15 protein-coding genes and 1 pseudogene are annotated in these 18,836 nt (G+C 36.6%); 5 read left to right on the forward strand and 11 right to left on the reverse strand.

The window, feature by feature from the left end; translation table 11 throughout:
- The 4 genes from Q0505_RS08660 to Q0505_RS08675 form a co-directional block, all read left to right on the forward strand.
- Positions 1–1,760: M1 family metallopeptidase (locus Q0505_RS08660; protein WP_299211501.1), on the forward strand; the 1,760-nt coding region annotated here is incomplete at its 5' end.
- A gap of 117 nt (positions 1,761–1,877) precedes the next feature.
- Entirely contained in the window at positions 1,878–2,165 is a 288-nt protein-coding gene (locus tag Q0505_RS08665) for a twin-arginine translocase TatA/TatE family subunit (RefSeq protein ID WP_299211504.1), read from the forward strand.
- Positions 2,165–2,707: a phosphatase PAP2 family protein gene (locus tag Q0505_RS08670; protein ID WP_299211507.1), complete on the forward strand. Its 543-nt coding sequence runs from the start codon at positions 2,165–2,167 to the stop codon at positions 2,705–2,707. Before Q0505_RS08665 ends, Q0505_RS08670 begins: the two co-directional genes overlap by 1 nt.
- A gap of 198 nt (positions 2,708–2,905) precedes the next feature.
- Complete coding sequence (locus Q0505_RS08675; protein WP_299211510.1) at positions 2,906–4,441, forward strand: S8 family serine peptidase; 1,536 nt, start codon at positions 2,906–2,908, stop codon at positions 4,439–4,441.
- Between the two features lie 56 nt (positions 4,442–4,497).
- On the opposite strand, the gene Q0505_RS08680 is transcribed toward Q0505_RS08675, so the two are convergent.
- The 3 genes from Q0505_RS08680 to Q0505_RS08690 all read right to left on the reverse strand — a co-directional run bounded on the left by Q0505_RS08680 (position 4,498) and on the right by Q0505_RS08690 (position 7,181).
- Positions 4,498–5,139, reverse strand: coding sequence for an O-methyltransferase (locus Q0505_RS08680; RefSeq protein ID WP_299211512.1), 642 nt, complete (start codon positions 5,137–5,139; stop codon positions 4,498–4,500).
- Between the two features lie 106 nt (positions 5,140–5,245).
- Complete coding sequence (locus tag Q0505_RS08685) at positions 5,246–6,328, reverse strand: amidohydrolase family protein (protein ID WP_299211515.1); 1,083 nt, start codon at positions 6,326–6,328, stop codon at positions 5,246–5,248.
- Positions 6,329–6,401: 73 nt separating this feature from the next.
- Positions 6,402–7,181 carry an SDR family oxidoreductase gene (locus tag Q0505_RS08690; RefSeq protein WP_299211518.1) on the reverse strand — a complete coding sequence of 260 codons (780 nt, stop codon included), beginning with the start codon at positions 7,179–7,181 and terminating at the stop codon, positions 6,402–6,404.
- Positions 7,182–7,302: 121 nt separating this feature from the next.
- On the opposite strand from Q0505_RS08690, the gene Q0505_RS08695 reads away from it, so the two are divergent.
- Entirely contained in the window at positions 7,303–8,823 is a 1,521-nt protein-coding gene (locus tag Q0505_RS08695) for a hypothetical protein (protein ID WP_299211521.1), read from the forward strand.
- A gap of 40 nt (positions 8,824–8,863) precedes the next feature.
- Here Q0505_RS08695 and Q0505_RS08700 read toward each other — a convergent pair.
- From Q0505_RS08700 to Q0505_RS08735, 8 genes and pseudogenes are all read right to left on the reverse strand, one after another.
- A pseudogene (locus tag Q0505_RS08700) lies at positions 8,864–10,306 on the reverse strand (aldehyde dehydrogenase).
- 308 nt (positions 10,307–10,614) lie between these two features.
- Positions 10,615–13,974 (reverse strand): preprotein translocase subunit SecA, encoded by a 3,360-nt coding sequence (gene secA / locus Q0505_RS08705; protein ID WP_299211525.1) that lies wholly within the window; start codon positions 13,972–13,974, stop codon positions 10,615–10,617.
- Between the two features lie 99 nt (positions 13,975–14,073).
- Positions 14,074–14,295 (reverse strand): DUF2795 domain-containing protein, encoded by a 222-nt coding sequence (locus Q0505_RS08710; protein WP_013751528.1) that lies wholly within the window; start codon positions 14,293–14,295, stop codon positions 14,074–14,076.
- Between the two features lie 171 nt (positions 14,296–14,466).
- Positions 14,467–15,042, reverse strand: a complete 576-nt coding sequence (locus Q0505_RS08715; RefSeq protein WP_299211530.1) for a cob(I)yrinic acid a,c-diamide adenosyltransferase — start codon at positions 15,040–15,042, stop codon at positions 14,467–14,469.
- A 199-nt stretch (positions 15,043–15,241) separates the two neighbouring features.
- Complete coding sequence (locus Q0505_RS08720) at positions 15,242–15,421, reverse strand: hypothetical protein (protein ID WP_299211533.1); 180 nt, start codon at positions 15,419–15,421, stop codon at positions 15,242–15,244.
- 407 nt (positions 15,422–15,828) lie between these two features.
- Positions 15,829–16,515: an ABC transporter ATP-binding protein gene (locus tag Q0505_RS08725; protein WP_299211536.1), complete on the reverse strand. Its 687-nt coding sequence runs from the start codon at positions 16,513–16,515 to the stop codon at positions 15,829–15,831.
- 148 nt (positions 16,516–16,663) lie between these two features.
- A complete protein-coding gene (locus Q0505_RS08730; protein WP_299211539.1) occupies positions 16,664–17,434 on the reverse strand; it encodes a class I SAM-dependent methyltransferase in 771 nt (256 codons plus the stop codon).
- Between the two features lie 160 nt (positions 17,435–17,594).
- The coding region (locus tag Q0505_RS08735) for an ATP-binding cassette domain-containing protein (protein WP_299211542.1) at positions 17,595–18,836 on the reverse strand (1,242 nt) is incomplete at its 5' end.

An 18,836-nucleotide genomic window follows, 5' to 3' on the forward strand; every position in this document is an offset into this window, starting at 1 on the left:
TTTCATTCTCAATAAAATGGTGGTATAATATTCAAGATCATGTTAATCAAGATGGAAGATCTGGATATGAAACATTTAATAAAGATGGTAATAGAGTTTACATTATTGCTCAGTTTTTTCCTAGAATGGCAGTTTATAATGATGTAGAAGGATGGCAGAATTATCAATTCTGGGGTAATGGAGAATTTGCATTACCATTTGGAGATTATGAAGTAGATATTACAGTGCCAGCAGATCATTTATTGGATGGTACTGGTGAAATCACTAACCTAAAAGAAGTTTACAGTAAAGAAGAGTACAAGCGTTGGGAAAATGCAACCAAATCGTATGATAAGCCTGTCATCATTCGCACACAAGCAGAGGCAGAACAAATAGCTGCAGGAAACGCAACTAAAACGAAGACATGGAAGCTTAAAGCTCAAAACGTACGTGATTTTGCATTTGCTACTTCACGTAGATATATTATGGATGCTCAAGCGGTACGTTTTCCAGAGCGCGATGTCATGGCAATATCCATATACCCACCAGAAGGGAATCCATTATGGGAAGAGTATTCTACAAAGGCTGTTGTACAAACTCTACAGACATACTCTAAATTTACCTTTAACTACCCATACCCTAAAGCAATTTCAGTACACGCAAAAAACCAAGGAATGGAATATCCTATGATCTGCTGGAACTACGGACGTCCTAACGAAGATGGTACTTACAGTGATCGTATTAAATATGGTATGATCTCCGTAATTATACACGAGGTAGGTCACAACTATTTCCCAATGATTGTCAATAGTGATGAGCGCCAGTGGGGATGGATGGATGAAGGTTTAGATACTTTTATGCAATACCTTACTGAGCAAGAATTTGGAGAAAATTTTCCAGAAGCTATTGGAGATAATAAAGCATATCCATCACGTAGAGGAGCACCTTCTAGGATTGTAAATTATATGAAAGGGGATCAAGACTTTATTTCTCCGATCATGTCTAATCCCGAAAATGTTTATCAATTAGGGAATAATGCGTATGGAAAACCAGCAACAGCACTTAATATTTTAAGAGAAACAGTGATGGGGCGTGAGTTATTTGATCATGCTTTCAAAACGTATGCCCAAAGGTGGATGTTTAAACACCCAACGCCAGAAGATTTCTTTAGAACGATGGAAGATGCATCTGCAGTAGACTTAGATTGGTATTGGAGAGGTTGGTTTTATAGCACAGAAAGTGTTGATATAGGTGTTAAAGAAGTAAAATCATATTATATTACAGATAAGGTTACAAAAGAAGGAAAAGAACGTTTAGCTCGTTTTGGGGTGACAGACCCAAGTACTATACAAGCGGTGTATGTAGTAGATGAAGATAGCGAAGATTTTGATCCAGCACTTAAAGGAAAATCGATGTTAGAGAACTCAGCCACCCTTAAAGAATACCTCATGGATAACTTTACTCCAGAAGAACGTGCTAAAATTAAGGAGCCTAAACATCTATATAAAATAGTTTTTGAAAAGCCAGGAGGAATTCCAATGCCTATTATTGTAGAGTATGAATATGCAGATGGTACAAAAGAAAAAGTTACGTACCCAGTTCAAATATGGCGTAAAAATGATAGTGAAGTAAGTAAAGCGATCGCATCAGATAAAGAGATTGTTAAGGTCACTATAGATCCAGATCTTGAGACAGCAGATATTGATACCGATAATAATAGCTGGCCTAAAGCTAAGAAGCTAGGTGAATTTGAAAAATTCAAAGAGAATGTAAAAGGATAATCCTTTTTAAATTTTATAGTAATAAGCGTCAATTGTATAGTTGGCGCTTATTTTTTTATAACAAAAACACCTTCTAATATATAATGAACAAAACATAACAATTGTTATCTTTGCAGTATGGTCACACTTCCATTATTTATCAGCGGTACCGAGATTGCATTCATTATTTTTATAGTGATTATGGTTTTTGGTGCAGATAAAGTACCAGAAATCGCCAGAGGTCTAGGTAAAGGGATGCGTACATTGAAAGATGCCACTAATGATATCAAAACTGAAATCACTAAAAGTGCAGAAAAACAAGGTATCGATCTTGACCTTGATGTAACCAAAGACATTAAGAAAGAGATAGATAAGGCAAAAGAAGATATTAATGATATTACAGGACCTATTAAACGCCAGTTTTAATGGATCAAATTCTTGAGTGGGACAAGGAACTATTTTTATATCTCAATGGACTTAGTGTAGGAAATTGGGATCATTTTTGGCTGTTAGTTACTCAAATAGAAAACTGGATTCCTCTATATATTCTTTTCTTTTTCTTTTTTTGGAAAAAGCTTCCGCGAAAAAAAGCACTACTAGCTACACTGTTTACATTTATATTAATGGGACTTACACTAGGTATAACACGCTTAGTTAAAAACTATGTAACTAGAATAAGACCAAATAACGAACCTGAGTTTAATGGTCTTGTCAGAGTATTACAAGATAATCCTGATTTTAGCTTTTTTTCTGGGCATTCAGCGGTTTCGTTTGCCGTATCTATTTTTGTCATTCTTATTTTAAAACAGCATATCAAGTGGATCTGGTTGATTTTAATCTGGCCAATCCTTTTTACTTTGAGCAGAATCTTCGTGGGCGTACATTATCCAAGTGACTTATTAATTGGCGCTATTGTTGGAATCGTACTGGCTATTATTTCAAGAAAACTTCTTCGCCGTATTGTATAAGTATATCATTTTAGCTTTAATTTGAATCCTTGCTTATATAATACCTGTAATTGGCGCAAAATTATTCGTAATTAAAACTGTATAGATTTGCATAATTGACAACTAATTGGCAATTATTTTAAGAAATTAATATTATGCGTGCATAGTGGTTGTGAATTTTTAGTATATTAGTCGTATAACTATTTAATTCAATCCCCCATGAAAAAAACACTAGCCATTATCGCAGGAGCATCCCTGCTTTTTTTTACTTCTTGTACACGTGATGAAGATATAATTACTTCTATCCAAGAAGAAAATGTAGTACTTAATGCTCAAGAGTCTGATACATTTTTAACGATAGAAGAGATCAATGCAATTATCAATAAAACACTTTTTGAAAAAGGAGCATTTTCTTGGGATGGTGTGCCAGCCAATGTATTATGGAGTGCCGCAGTTCACGGAAGCGAAATGATAACCGTAGGATATGGTAATAAAGGAGAAAGTTTTAGAGAAGGTAAAGACAGTCGCTTAGAAGCAATACAGGATGACATATTAATGACGGTAGCTGCCTCTGAGCAACAAACTAGAAGTGATCTTAGATACATTAGCGATGATGTACTTAATGTGATTGATATTCAGATTACTTCATTAGAAACAATTAAGAATTTAAAAGCGATCTCTACAATTAGATATTTAGAGCCAAATGGATATTCATATTTTACTACAAAATCTGAAGCCACCGTTTCACCTCAAGACCGTTCATCTAGTGGTTGTGATATGTCTGGTGCTAGTTTAAATACAAATGATTATCGTACAATTACCCCAGGCTCATTAGTTTCTTGGACATTTGATAACCATAATATAACACAAGCATGGAACCAAAGCACAGGTGCTGGTGTAACGATCGGTGTGATTGATACAGGAATTTCTCCTAATCAACCATTATTAAACGCAAACTTTGGAGACGGTATGTCTATAGATACTCGTACGGTAGAAAAATATGGAACCTATATAGATTCAGCTTGGTGGTGGTCTAATAATTTGGACGGTCCAAATGACAAATGTGGCCACGGTACTAGTATGACAGCTACAGCTACAGCTCCTCGTAATAATGACAATAAGCCCGTAGGGGTTGCCTATAATGCAAACTTAGTTTCGTATAGAGGTACTGCAGATGTTTTATTAAATGATTATCATGAACGTAAAGGAGTATCCAACGCATTACGAGCATTAGGAGATCGAAATGATGTAAAAATCATATCCATGTCTATAGGGTATTTATGGACTATCGGTAATGTAAGAGATGCGGTACGTTATGCACATAATAGAGGAAAATTAATATTTGCGGCTGGTGGTACATCAACCACAATAACAAATTCATATCCTGTCATTTTTCCAGCAAGTATGCCTGAAGCCATTGCAGTCACAGGTGTTACTGATGCCAATACCTATAAAAGATGCGATACATGCCATAGCGGTCCACAAATTGAATTTACCATTGTTATGGAACGTGATAACAATAGAGATAGAACAGGAGCTGTATTAGGTTTTTATGCAGGAGACAATGATTATGTTGGAGGATCTTCTGTAGCCACTGCTACCACAGCAGGAATTGCAGCGCTAGTTTGGGCAAAATATCCTAGTTGGACTCGAGAGCAAGTGTTGAATAGAATGCGACAATCATCAGATTTGTATGGTAACCCAAGTAATGCATTTGGTTATGGTAATATAGATGCTAATCAAGCTGTTCAATAAAACATACGCTTATATAGTAGAAAAGGCTCTGTCAATTATGGAGCCTTTTTTTATTTTTAGATAATCCTACTTATAGTGAGCCCATCTCTTATAGGTAACAAGACTGTTTCAAGTCGGGGATCTTCGTTGAGAAGTTTGTTATACTCAAGGAGTACTTTGGTGTCTACATCTTTTTCTTGTAGAGGTTCTACCACTTTTCCGCTCCAAAGCACATTATCGGAAAGTATGACACCTCCAGAATTCATCTTATCCATAATGAGATTGAAATATTTGATGTAATTACATTTATCTGCATCTATAAAAACCAAGTCAAAAGTGACGTCTAATGTTGGAATAATAGCTAACGCTTGACCTAGATGGTGTTGTATTTGTTGTCCATAAGGCGATGCATCAAAATGTTTTCTTTGAAAATCAACCAATTCCTCTTTGATATCGATGGTGTGTAAGATTCCTTCTTTTTGTAATCCTTCCGCGAGGCATAGTGCGCTATAGCCTGTAAATGTTCCAATTTCAAGAATAGCTTTGGGATGGATCAATTTTGATAACATACTTAATACACGTCCTTGGTATGGACCCGAAAGCATGCGAGGTTGTAGTATTTTTTGATAGGTCTCACGCGTAAGATTATTTAAATACTCAGGTTCTTGAGCAGAATGCGCCACCACATATTCGTCTATATTTTCAGGTAAGAAGTGCATATATTTAATTTCGCGAAAGCGGAAAACTTATCCACCTTATCACTTATAATTTTTTCAATAAATCAGCGTCTATTCTCTATATTCTTTTATCTTTAAACGGAGCGATCTATTTCCCCATAATCCGTTTCTTAAACGCTTCCTTCTTCTTTTCATCATTTCCATATAACCATTGTACCACATTATCATCCCATATTTGATCGTATTCTGTAGCGTTTATGATCTTTCGTTCTAAGGCAAGATCTAATATTTTACCGGGATAACTACTTTGAGAATGACTTTCCATTTCACCTAGTGGATACGGATCATCAAGACCCATAATGACTTGTTTACTCCCTTGGTTTTCTATCACTAATTTTAACGAATTTGTGTCGTGTACCAATGTGTCAAAAAAAATATTAGGATGTCCTACTGATTTTCTAGGATGTGTTTTTCCTTCAAAAAGATCTGGACGTCCATCAAATCCTTGAATACGTCTTCCCAGATTTATTTGCGCTAGTTGTCCACCATGTGCAAAGCAAACACGCATTCCAGGATATTTGTCTGCATAACCATTTAAGGTTAAAAAATGATAGGCATCTGCACATTGCGCCAGCATCCAGATTAAATGAAAACGCCAGTTAGTGTTTTCTAATTTGATAAACTTTTCTCCATCATAGGGATGTACTTCTACAGCGAGATTATACTTACTAGCCAGTTCAAAAATAGGTTCGTTTTCTTCATCAAAAATACAACGCCACGTTCCAATCGTATCCATGTAATGTGTAGGTAAACAAAGCAAATCCATCCCGAGGACTTCTACACAACGTTCTATTTCCCACAAGGCACCTCGTACAAATCCAGGATGTACTACAAATCCAGTGGTGAATTTTGAAGGGTGTTCTTTCTGTACCCGTGCATTAAAATCATTTTGAAACCGCAAGGCTTGCTTCATTTCTTCTAGCCGTAACCCATTTCCGTAAAGCTGAGAAAGATTAAGCACGACAGCATGATCGATCTTATTATGTTCCATCCACGCTAACTTCTCATCTAAAAAGAAACTAGAATCTGTCACAGGACGACTCCAGTTTTTTTGCAACATAAATTTTCGATCTTTATCCACCCAGAATATTCCTTTGTCTTTCATAAACTGTGGAATCTCCTCGGGATAAGGAAGTAAATGAGAATGACCGTTAATGCGTAGTTTTTTCATATAGGATTGCTGCAATAGCAACAAGGATGTTAGTTAGTTTATAAAAATACAAAATGTAATCGCAGGATGTATTTTACAGCGATTTTGTACGACCACCATCTACGGGAACATTAATTCCATTGATGTAGCTGGCTCTTTCACTAGCCAAAAACGTAATAGCACTAGCAACTTCTTCTGGTTGTGCGAAGCGTTTTGCAGGTGCTGCATTTTGCATGGCAGTTTCAATTTCTGCAATAGATTTTCCAGTTTTCTTAGCTTTATTTTCTATAATTTCAGAAAGTCTACCCGTGGCAGTAGCTCCTGGAAGCACATTGTTAACTGTGATACCAAAAGACCCAAGTTCATTAGCGAGTGTTTTACTCCAATTAGCAACAGCGCCTCGTATGGTATTACTCACCCCAAGACCATCAAGAGGTTGCTTTACGGAAGTAGAAATGACGTTAATGATTCTGCCGTATCCAAGTGCTTTCATACCAGGAACAACAGTTTGAACAAGCAGATGATTGGTTTGTAAATGTTGTGTAAACGCTTTCGCGAAAGCGGTCACTTCAGCATCCACAATAGCACCACCAGGAGGTCCTCCCGTATTATTGATAAGAATATGGTATTGTTTTTTAGTTTCTGAAACCGCCTGTGCTACCTGTAGCGGATGTGTAAAATCGGCAACAACATACGCATGTGTTTGAGAGCCGTCATTGGGAAGCTCTGTAAGTACACTTTTTAGTTTTTCTTCATTACGTGCTACCAGTGTCACGTTTGCGCCTTCTTGCGCAAGTGCGATGGCTGTAGCTTTGCCAATGCCAGCTGTGCTTCCGCAAACTAATGCATTTTTATGGGTAAGATGTAGATTCATAGGTGGGAAGATAATGAGATTAATAGACTAAATATAAACGTTACAATTTATAATTGTAAAGGTATATGAATCTTTAATCGAAAGAAAACAATATTTTCGCGTGTCTAATAAAATTAATTTTATGCGTTATTTGTTAACTACACTGCTATTTGTTTTTACAACTTCTATGATCTGTGCTCAAAGCACTTATTTTAATGTAGAAGAAACAACTCCTTTTAAGGATATAAAAAAAGGAAGTGATCTCGTTGACGTACATCAATTTGATAGTGGAGAAACCATTCTTATAAGAGCTATTAAAAAGGAGTATGTGTTAAGTGCTTTTGATGCCTCACATCGTCTTGTCGCCAATATCGAGTTGGATAAAGCTAAGAAGGAAACGATTATTGGGAGTGTAGCGACAGAGGGACTCGTGCGTATATTTACATCAGATAAAGTAGATAAGGAAAATATAGATGTGTATTGTCGCACGTATTTCCTTTCGTCAAAAAGAATAGAAAAGGTAAAGCTATATTCTCAAGAAACAGGAAGGCGTCGTAAAACAAGTATATTTACGCTATTTGAACCAGCTCCTAAAAAGTATCAAGAAAATTTTAGAGTATCTCCTAATGGAGAATATATAGCATTTTCTATAGATAACATAAATTCAAAAACCACGAGTTCCCTTATTCGTGTGTATGATAAAAATCTTACAGAGATCTATGAAAAAGAATATGTGAAGGAGACCGAAAATTTATTTCAGTTTGATGACTTTATTATTACAGATGATATTGAGATTTTAACTGCAGGGAAGCTTTACAAAGAAGGTATTAGCGATAAGAAAAAAGGGAAAGCAAACTATGAATATGTGATTCATAAAGTCTCAGAAGATGACCATTCTTTTGCTACGATAAATTTAGGAGATAACTTCATTAAAGAAGTTCGATTTGCACAAACAGATGACGCTATTCGATTATTAGGATTTTATTCTGAAAAAAGCTCTTTTAGAATGAAAGGAGGTATTTCTTACGCATTTAATGGAACCGATATTTCAAATGTTACTCCAAAAGTAACTCCTTTTCCAGCGTCTATATATGATGATATTTACAATGAAAATAAAGCTGAGCGTAAAAAGAAAAAAGAAAAAGAATTTAGAAGCTATTATCTAGATTATTCTATCATAGACGAAGAAGGAAATGCTTATCTAACAGCAGAACAATTTTATATTACCCAGCACACGTTTAATAACGGACCTAATGGAGCTATGTCAACAGTTACAACTTTTCACTATGATAATATATTGGTTATAAAATTTGATAAGGAAGGAAATCTAGTATGGGGTAGGAGTATCTTTAAAAAGGCAAATTCACCTTCATACAATGCATTTGCAGTAGATAAAAAACTACACATACTTTTGAATACAGGAAAGAATATTCAAGAAAAGTCTAACGGGAGGAAAAAAGTAAAAAAGAGTTTCTTAGAAAAATCTGCGTTGTTTGATATTGTATTTGATCAAGATGGGAATGATACCTATCAAATGGTTAAAGAGAATGATGGTCGTAAAGATTTTTATAGCCCCAATCGCGGAAACTATAGTTTTAACCAGTTTATTATGGCAAACCTTTCTAAAAATAAAAGGCAGTTTTTAATCCTTACTAAAAAGTAACATTCTATAACTAGCCTATTCGTATTATAAAAGGGTCTAATTAATAGTATTTAATACATATATTTTTAGGTTCTGTAAAAAAGCGAAGGGCTTCAAAACCACCTTCTCGACCTACACCACTTGCTTTTACACCACCAAACGGCGTGCGTAAATCACGCATCATCCACGTGTTTACCCAAACGATTCCCGCTTGAAGTGTATTGCTTAATCGCATGGTTCGATCTAGATCTTTTGTCCATAGGGTAGCAGAAAGACCATAGGTCACATCATTGGCGTATTCAAGAACTTCTTCTTCGGTGTCAAATGGCATGAGGGTGACAACAGGTCCAAAGATTTCTTCTTAGTTCAGTTGACAACGATTGCTCTGTACTTCAATTACCGTTGGTTCAAGATAGTATCCTTTTTCGTAGCCCTCTATAATGACTTGATTTCCTCCACAAAGTATGGTGCCATCTTCTTCGGGAGCTTGTGCTATATAGGATTGTACTTTTTCGAGATGTGATTTAGAGACTAATGCGCCTAAGTTCGCTTTCGCGGAAGCGGGATGCGCAACAACCAAATCGGTAACTCGTGCGACAAAATCTTTTTTAAACTTTTCATACAACGGCCGCTCCACAAAAATCCGACTTCCACAGAGACAGATTTGTCCTTGATTTGCAAAAGAAGAGCGTATCGTGGTGTCTAGCATACGGTCATAATCACAATCGGCAAAAATGATATTTGGGTTTTTACCTCCCAGTTCTAAGGATAGTTTTTTAAACATCGGTGCACAGGTACGCGCAATGTGTTCTCCTGTTTTTGTGCCCCCCGTAAAACTAATGGCTTTAATTTCTGGATGCTCAAGAATGGCTTGTCCTGTGGTAGTACCCAAGCCGTGTATGATGTTTAATACACCAGGAGGTAAACCTGCTTCTGTACAGATGTCTCCAAGAAGAAAAGCAGTCATAGGCGTAACTTCCGAAGGTTTTGCGATCACACAATTACCTGCGGCAATAGCAGGGGCAATTTTCCAAGTAAATAGGTATAAAGGCAAATTCCACGGGCTGATGCATCCTACAACGCCAATGGGTTTACGAAGGGTAAAATTGATAGCTTGTAATCCCACGCTCTCATGACTCTCGGAAGCAAATTGGGTGATAGCATGTCCAAAAAACCGAAAATTGGATGCGGCTCTTGGGATGTCTACAGTTTTAGCAAGACTCACGGGTTTTCCATTATCTCTACTTTCTGCTTCGGCGAGTTCTTGGAGTCTGTTTTCTATGCCATCGGCAATCTTTAAAAGAATCCGACTCCGTTCATCAATCGTGGTGGTTGACCATGTGGGAAATGCCGCTTTCGCGAAAGCTACCGCTTCCTGAATATCTTGTGCATTACTATTCGGAATTTTCCCGTAAATATCTCCAGAGGCAGGTTCGTAATTGTCTATCCAATCTCCAGATGTAGGAGCTTTATAGGTGCCGTTGGTGTAGTTTTGTATGCTAATATGGTCTCGCGTATTCATAGCTGGTTAAATTACAAATTTTAGATAGCTCTAGGAAACTTATTATTTGTTGAGTAAAGAAGTGTATAAGGTTAAAAGTTTAAGTGTTTAAAAGTCGATAAGTTGAGGAGTTTAAGAGTTTAAATGTTGAGGAGTTGTATTTATGGATGATGCGTACTTCCTAGAAAGGAGGGATTGAGGGAGGTGTTATATGAAAGCATTTGATTGTGTCAAATAAACGATGTAAGTTTCAAAAAAAAAGAGACTATTTTTACAATAGCCTCTTTACTAATATTATCTTCTTTAAGAAATTAATTATCTACAATCACCCATTGCCCATTGGCGATTAAGGGTTCTGCTTGTTTGTATTTCACTTCTTTGTTTTCACCTGTCATCACATTTTTAATAGTGACACGTTCATTACGGCCTATTTTTGGGCGATCACGAACAATGGTTTCTGTTACCTGTTGTTGAGGTTGTGTATTTCCTGCAGCTCTAGATTGGGCAGAACGCTCATCCATGTTAGGAATTTCTTCCTTAGACGTTTCTAGTCTTTCCTTTGCACGACGTACTTGCCCTGCATCTGCTACTTGTTGCTGATTTCCTTGAGGGATTTCTCCTTTAAATAAGAATGAAATTACTTCTTTGTTTACTTTGTCAATCATTCTTTTGAAAAGCTCAAAAGCTTCAAACTTATAGATCAATAAAGGATCTTTTTGTTCGTGCACGGCCAATTGTACACTTTGCTTTAACTCGTCCATTTTACGTAAATGCGTTTTCCAAGCATCATCAATGATGGCAAGTGTAATATTCTTTTCAAAATCAGTAACGAGTTGTTTTCCTCCAGATTCGTAAGCTTCTTTAAGATTGGTGACCACTCTTAGTTCTTTAGTGCCATCGGTAAAAGGAACGACGATACGCTCAAAGTTACTAGCAGGATCTTCGTACACTCTTTTTATAATGGGAAGTGCAAGGTCTGCATTGCGGGTCATTTTATCTTTGTAATGATCAAATGCAGCATGGTATACTTTGTCTGTAATTTCTTTCGCCGAAAGGCTAGAAAACTCTGATTCAGAAACTGGGCTACTCATAGAGAAGTAGCGAATCAATTCAAACTCAAAGTTTTTGAAGTCCTGTGCTTGTTTGTTAGCCTCTACAATAACTTCTGAGGTGTCATAGATCATATTGGCAAGGTCAACGCGTAAGCGTTCTCCAAATAAGGCGTGACGACGACGTTTGTAAACAACCTCACGTTGTGCATTCATCACATCATCATATTCTAGTAATCGCTTACGAACGCCAAAGTTATTTTCTTCTACTTTTTTCTGTGCCCGCTCTATAGATTTTGAAATCATACCGTGTTGAATGACTTCTCCTTCTTTAAGCCCCATACGGTCCATCATTTTGGCGATACGTTCGCTTCCAAAAAGTCGCATTAGATTATCTTCTAGTGATACATAAAACTGTGAGCTTCCTGGATCTCCTTGACGTCCAGAACGACCACGTAACTGTCTGTCTACACGACGTGAGTCATGACGCTCTGTACCTACAATGGCAAGACCTCCCGCTGCTTTTACCTCGTCAGAGAGTTTAATGTCTGTACCACGACCTGCCATGTTGGTAGCGATGGTTACAATACCTGCATTACCAGCTTCGGCAACAATATCTGCTTCTTTTTTGTGAAGTTTTGCATTCAGTACGTTATGAGGTACTTTACGAATGGTCAACATACGACTTAATAACTCAGAAATTTCAACAGAGGTAGTACCGATAAGAACAGGTCTTCCTTCATTTGAGAGTTTTGTTACTTCATCTATAACGGCATTGTATTTTTCACGTTTCGTTTTGTAAACGAGATCGTCTCTATCTTTACGAGCGATAGGTCTATTGGTTGGAATTTCTACAACATCTAACTTATAGATTTCCCATAATTCTCCTGCTTCTGTAACGGCTGTACCTGTCATACCAGACAGTTTGCGATACATACGGAAGAAGTTTTGTAGGGTTACAGTAGCAAATGTTTGTGTCGCATCTTCAATCTTTACATTTTCTTTTGCTTCAATAGCTTGGTGGAGTCCGTCGCTATAACGACGTCCATCCATGATACGTCCCGTTTGCTCATCGACGATCATTACTTTATTATCCATGACCACATACTCTGTATCTTTTTCAAAAAGTGTATATGCTTTTAATAACTGATTCATGGTATGTATACGCTCAGATTTTACACTAAATTCACGGAAGAGTTCTTCCTTTTCTTCAGCTTCTTGTTCTGGGCTAAGTCCTTTTGCTTCTATTTTGGCAATTTCCATTCCCATCTCTGGCATCACGAAGAAGTTAGGATCGTCTTCTCCAGATAAAAATTCTATTCCGCGATCAGCAAGTTCGATTTGATTATTCTTCTCATCGATAGTGAAGTATAACTCTGCATCAATTTTTGGCATCTCCCGATTATTATCTTGCATGTAGAAGTTTTCTGTCTTTTGTAATAATTGACGAATTCCTTCTTCACTAAGATATTTGATAAGTGCTTTGTTTTTTGGAAGTCCACGATACACACGTAATAATTGTACCCCTCCTTCTTTAGTTTCTCCAGCAGCAATTAATTTTTTTGCTTCTGCAAGCGTTCCTACTAACTGTTGACGTTGTATAGAAACTAGTTTTTCAATTTGGGGTTTTAGTGCGTTAAATTCGTGGATATCTCCTTTGGGTACAGGTCCAGAAATGATAAGTGGTGTACGGGCATCATCAACCAATACAGAATCTACTTCATCTACAATAGCATAGTTGTGAGGACGTTGCACTAAGTCATCTGGAGCGTGTGACATATTATCACGTAGGTAATCAAAACCAAATTCATTGTTTGTACCATACGTAATGTCTGCTGCATAAGCTGCGCGACGCTCAGGGCTATTTGGTTTGTGATAATCGATACAATCTATGGTTAGTCCATGAAACTGGAAGATAGGAGCCATCCAAGCGCTATCACGTTTTGCTAGGTAGTCGTTTACGGTGACTAGATGAACACCATTACCAGTAAGTGCGTTCAGGTACATAGGTAAGGTGGCTACAAGGGTTTTACCTTCTCCTGTTTGCATTTCTGCAATTTTTCCTTGATGCATGGCGATACCTCCAATAAGCTGTACGTCATAATGAATCATGTCCCAAGTAACTTCTTTTCCAGCAGCATCCCAGCTATTTGACCAGATGGCTTTATTACCTTCTAGCGTTACGTAGTCTTTGGTACCGCTGAGGAGTCTGTCATATTCTGAAGCTATCACTTCTAAGGAAGTATTGTGTGTAAAACGTTTTGCTGTTTCTTTTACAACAGCATACGCTTCAGGAAGAATAGCATTTAATGCTTCTTCAGACACGGTATAAGCTTCATCTTTTAAGGCATCTATCTGTGTGTAGATTTCTTCACGGTGATCTATATCTTCTGTTGCTTCTGCTTCTTCTTGTAATTTTGCAGTACGATCATGTACATCTTGTAATGCATCTGCAAGTCGTACTTTAAATTCTAACGTTTTTCCTCGTAACTCGTCTAAGGAAATAGCTTCAAATTCTTTTTCAAAAGATTTAATTTTATCTACAATAGGTGTAATAGCACCCACATCCTGTTTAGACTTATCACCTACAAAAACCTTTAATACCTTATCTAATAATCCCATAATATATGGTGTTGTTATGTGTAATTTATAAACATCAAATTTAATCAAAAAAAAAGCCTCTAAGCGAGACTTTTTATAGTGTTTTAACGTAATGCTTTATTAATATTCATCTTCGTTCCAGAGATAATCTTCATCAGAAGGGTAATCTGGCCAAATCTCTTCGATTGAATCATAAGAGTCACCTTCGTCTTCAATCGCTTGTAGATTTTCAACTACTTCTAAAGGGGCTCCAGTTCGTATCGCATAATCGATCAACTCATCTTTTGTTGCCGGCCAAGGTGCATCACTTAAATAAGAAGCTAGTTCTAATGTCCAGTACATAGCAAATATGTTTTTAAATTTTGTGCAAAAATAATTTTTCTGAGCTGAAAACCAAGTGAAATGTCGATTATTTCAAAATAAATTTAAGAACGTATACATCAGAGGCATATCAAGTACGTGTGTTTATCTTACTGAGAGTACTGTTTTGCGTGATAAATAGCAGCAATATTTTTATTCTAATTTTTTCGGGATCCATTTGATCTCCTCTGCCTTTAGATCGTTGGACAACTTCCGTGCCAGCACAAAAAGATAGTCAGAAAGTCGGTTAAGGTACTTTAGGGTATGTTCATCAAAAGGTGCTATATCGTACAGTGCCGTGGCTAAGCGCTCTGCTCTTCGGCATACACAACGAGCAATGTGACAATATGACACGGTAGTATGCCCTCCGGGTAGCACAAAATGTGTCATTGGGGGTAGGTGGTCATTCATCGTGTCCATTTCTGTTTCGAGAAGCACGATGTCTTCTTCACTTACTCGTGGTATATTGAGTCTATCTTTCCCGTTTTTTAGTGTCATTTTTTCTGGATCTGTGGCAAGTACTGCTCCCACAGTAAAAAGCTTGTCCTGAATATGGATTAATAGTTCCTTACTTCTTGAATCTATCTCTTGATCACGGATCAATCCTATGTGAGAATTAAGCTCATCTACAGTGCCATAACTATCAATACGAATATGGTGTTTAGGCACACGTGTCCCTCCAAAAAGTGCAGTCGTTCCTTTATCTCCTGTTTTAGTGTATATTTTCATGAATCCTTGCGAAAGCGAGTATCTTAATATCGCTGTCGGCTTTTTTATAGTAAGGTGTACATCGGATACACCTTAGATGATTAGTTTTTAATAGTATAAGTTTTCCGCCTTCGCGAAAAGTTTTGAATGCTCTTTTTTGCTTTACGAATATTCTTAATCAAGAATAAAATCCCTATAAAAATGGCTACAAAAAGCATGTTTACTCTTCTTTTTCTTTTCTTTTAGCTTCATAATTATCTTTGAAATTACGTCGCTTACGTCGGTAGAGTTTGTTCTTATTACGTTTGTTATTAGCAAAAACGAGCAAAAATAAGATGGCAAGTCCTATAAAGACAACAAATATTTGCGAAGTATTCGATAATGAATCAAAGAATTTCATAGGTCTATATTCTATGTGATGAAGATACAGCCATACAGCGCAAATTACAAATGTGGATTCTTAAAAGTTTAGGGGTTTAAAGGTTTAAGAGTTTATGAGTTTATGAGTTTAGGAGTTTTAAGTTTAAGAGTTTAAAAGAAAGATATTTAATGTACAGAGAATACTTGAAATGTAAAAGGCGTGAGTACTTACCTCCTAGAAAGGCACTGTGCTGAGTTTATCGAAGTAAGGGATTGAGGGAGGTGTTATATGACAGTACTCAAAATTCTGTATAAATAGCGTTTCAGCGAGTTTATATTTCTAGAGAAATATAGTCAGGAAGTTGAGATGTTTTCGTACGGAAAATTCACTCGTTTTTTATGCTTTCGCGAAAGCGTAAAAAAGAAAACTATTAATTAGTAAGACACTTATCTATTACGAACGTCACTTTCTATAACGCCATCACGGAGTCTAATAATACGATGGGCATGTTTTGCAATATCTTCTTCGTGCGTTACCAGAATCACGGTATTTCCAGCCGCATGGATATCGTCAAACAAAGCCATAATCTCTACAGAAGTTTTGGAGTCAAGATTTCCTGTGGGCTCATCGGCAAGAATAATAGAAGGTTTATTTACGAGTGCTCTCCCTACAGCAACACGCTGGCGTTGTCCTCCAGAAAGCTGATTAGGTTTGTGATCCATACGATCTGCAAGACCTACGTCTTTAAGGACCTCTTCTGCGCGTTTATGACGATCTGCTTTTGAAGCACCTGCATATACCATAGGCAATGCTACATTATCCAATGCTGTTGTGCGAGGTAATAAGTTAAACGTCTGGAATACAAAACCAATCTCCGTATTACGCACTTCTGCAAGCTCATCATCACTCATGCTGCTCACATCACGATTATTTAAGATATACGTTCCAGAAGTAGGAGTATCAAGACATCCTAGAAGATTCATTAAAGTAGATTTTCCTGAACCAGAAGGTCCCATAAAAGCAACATACTCTCCTTTATCAATATCTAAATCAATGCCTTTAAGTACATATACAATTTCATTACCTAAAGGAAAATCTCTTCGAATATTTCGAATCTTAATCAGATTACTCATACTATAATTACTGTATTGTTAGTGGAGGATCACAAATGGTTTTGCTATTAGAAGACTAAAGTAAGGGATTGTTACAAATTTAGATGGAATATTTTCGCTTTAAGCGAAAAATTAAAGAATACGTCATCACTTACCGTTGGTTTTTATATTACAATTTTATATAAAAATGCTCTTTGTGTTGTTCTTTTCTAAAAAAAATAAATCCCAACCAGAAACAATCGATCGTCACCGTAACTTCAGGAAGTTTTTTCAGTGCTTGCCAGGCATCTGTCATTTCTGGAGACCAATGAATATCATCAAAAATCCATACCGTTTCATTGGTAATGGTTGGCAATAAGTTATGGGCGTATTGTAAGGTGGCTTCTTTAGAATGATTCCCATCAAAGTAGATAAGGTCAAATTTCTTTTTAGGGAGGTTTTTTATGCTTTCGCGAAATTCTCCTATGACAATATCTACGTTAGAAATCTCAAATTGATGAAGTTGTTTTTTTGCTATCTGCGCTGTTTGCCCACATCCTTCCAAACTGATTACCTGAGAGGTATCATACGATGCTAAAGCAATAGTTCCCATTCCTAAAGAAGTGCCTATTTCTAATATGCTTTTTGGTTTAAAATACGTCACTATACGTTGCATATTTTGCATGCGTTTTAAAGAAGCTCCAGCATAACGGGCAATGTCCTTTACCTTTCTTTCATTGGAAGTAAATACGCGCGAACCAGCTCCAAAATCTGTTACTGAAATTCTTTGATTATTTTGTAAAAGTGTATTTCGATAGTCGATTAATTTTTGACTTCTTTCTTTTTTTGTTTTGGCTTTGAGACATTCTTTTTTAAATGAAAACACAAAAGGGGAGTGTATCCCATGGAGATGAAATGTTTTTGGAAGCCATTTTATGTACGTGATTATTTGGTGTAACAACGTGTTTATAATAATTTAATAGCGGTTTAGATATAAAGACCCAATTTTTTGAAAATTTAAATCACAAATTTCAAAATAAAAAAGATATAATCTTTGTTTTAAATATTAGCATTCAGCATTCAGCATTCAGCAAGTTTTAACAACCTCCAATCATTAATCCTTACCCTTCCATTTTTGAAGACAAATCAAACCAACGTTCTTCTTTGGTTTCTATAGCGGTAATAATTTTCTTTAAAGTCGTAGATGCTTTTGTGATCTGATCTTGTGTTAAGTCAGGATTTAAGAATTCTTTCTCTTTTTCTGCCTTCTCTCTTTCTAGTTGCGCAATTTCACGTTCTAATTTGGCGTGTTCTTTTTGTTCTTGATAAGAGAGTTTTCCTGAGTGTTGTTTTTCTTTCCAAGATTTAGTTTCTGATGCTGGAGTTTCTGTAGCTTCTGCAATTACTTTTTGATTTGCAGTTTTAGTAGCTTCATTTGTATGATTAAAACTCACATCACCTTCGTACGTACGATAGTCAGAATAGTTTCCTGGAAAACCATCAATAACAGCATCGCCTTTAAATACAAAAAGATGATCTACGATCTTATCCATAAAATAACGGTCGTGAGAGACAACGACAAGACACCCTGGGAAATCTAACAAGAAATTCTCAAGAACATTCAGTGTCACCACATCAAGATCATTGGTAGGTTCGTCGAGAATTAAGAAATTTGGGTTTTGTATAAACACCGTACATAAGTATAAGCGTCTACGCTCACCACCACTGAGCTTTTCTACAAAATCATATTGCTTTTTTGCATCAAAAAGGAAACGTTCTAGTAATTGCCCCGCTGAGATGATTCGTCCTTTTTTAAGGGGAATAAAGTCTCCAAACTCTTTAATAACGTCAATTACTTTTTGACCAGGTTTGATGTCAATTCCTTTTTGAGTGTAATATCCAAACTTCACCGTATCTCCCACAACGACTTTACCTGAATCTGGACGTAAGGCACCCGTCATAATATTGAGAAATGTAGATTTGCCAGTTCCGTTTTTTCCGATCACTCCGATACGTTCTCCAGTTTTGAATACATATTCAAACTTGTCTAGTATTTTGAGGTCTCCAAAGGCTTTACTTACTTTATGAAATTCAAGAATTTTACTTCCTAAACGTTCCATATTGATTTCTAGCTGTACTTGATGGTCATTTCGTCGTTGACTAGCACGTTCTTTGATTTTATGAAAATCATCAATACGCGATTTTGATTTTGTGGTACGTGCTTTAGGTTGGCGACGCATCCACTCAAGTTCTTTTTTATAAAGTAGTTTTGATTTTGCTAACTCGACAGATTCAGTGGCTATACGTAACTCTTTGTTTTCTAGATAGTATGCGTAATTCCCTCTGTAGTTATGTAATTCTCC

This window comes from uncultured Dokdonia sp., from assembly GCF_937910895.1.
Taxonomy (GTDB): domain Bacteria; phylum Bacteroidota; class Bacteroidia; order Flavobacteriales; family Flavobacteriaceae; genus Dokdonia.

Excerpts from the sequence above, each read along its gene's own strand:
- Q0505_RS08665 (WP_299211504.1), top strand. The coding sequence starts at position 1,878 with ATGGTCACACTTCCATTATTTATCAGCGGTACCGAGATTGCATTCATT.
- Q0505_RS08670 (WP_299211507.1), top strand. The coding sequence starts at position 2,165 with ATGGATCAAATTCTTGAGTGGGACAAGGAACTATTTTTATATCTCAAT.
- Q0505_RS08675 (WP_299211510.1), top strand. The coding sequence starts at position 2,906 with ATGAAAAAAACACTAGCCATTATCGCAGGAGCATCCCTGCTTTTTTTT.
- Q0505_RS08680 (WP_299211512.1), bottom strand. The coding sequence starts at position 5,139 with ATGCACTTCTTACCTGAAAATATAGACGAATATGTGGTGGCGCATTCT.
- Q0505_RS08685 (WP_299211515.1), bottom strand. The coding sequence starts at position 6,328 with ATGAAAAAACTACGCATTAACGGTCATTCTCATTTACTTCCTTATCCC.
- Q0505_RS08690 (WP_299211518.1), bottom strand. The coding sequence starts at position 7,181 with ATGAATCTACATCTTACCCATAAAAATGCATTAGTTTGCGGAAGCACA.
- Q0505_RS08695 (WP_299211521.1), top strand. The coding sequence starts at position 7,303 with ATGCGTTATTTGTTAACTACACTGCTATTTGTTTTTACAACTTCTATG.
- secA (WP_299211525.1), bottom strand. The coding sequence starts at position 13,974 with ATGGGATTATTAGATAAGGTATTAAAGGTTTTTGTAGGTGATAAGTCT.
- Q0505_RS08710 (WP_013751528.1), bottom strand. The coding sequence starts at position 14,295 with ATGTACTGGACATTAGAACTAGCTTCTTATTTAAGTGATGCACCTTGG.
- Q0505_RS08715 (WP_299211530.1), bottom strand. The coding sequence starts at position 15,042 with ATGAAAATATACACTAAAACAGGAGATAAAGGAACGACTGCACTTTTT.
- Q0505_RS08720 (WP_299211533.1), bottom strand. The coding sequence starts at position 15,421 with ATGAAATTCTTTGATTCATTATCGAATACTTCGCAAATATTTGTTGTC.
- Q0505_RS08725 (WP_299211536.1), bottom strand. The coding sequence starts at position 16,515 with ATGAGTAATCTGATTAAGATTCGAAATATTCGAAGAGATTTTCCTTTA.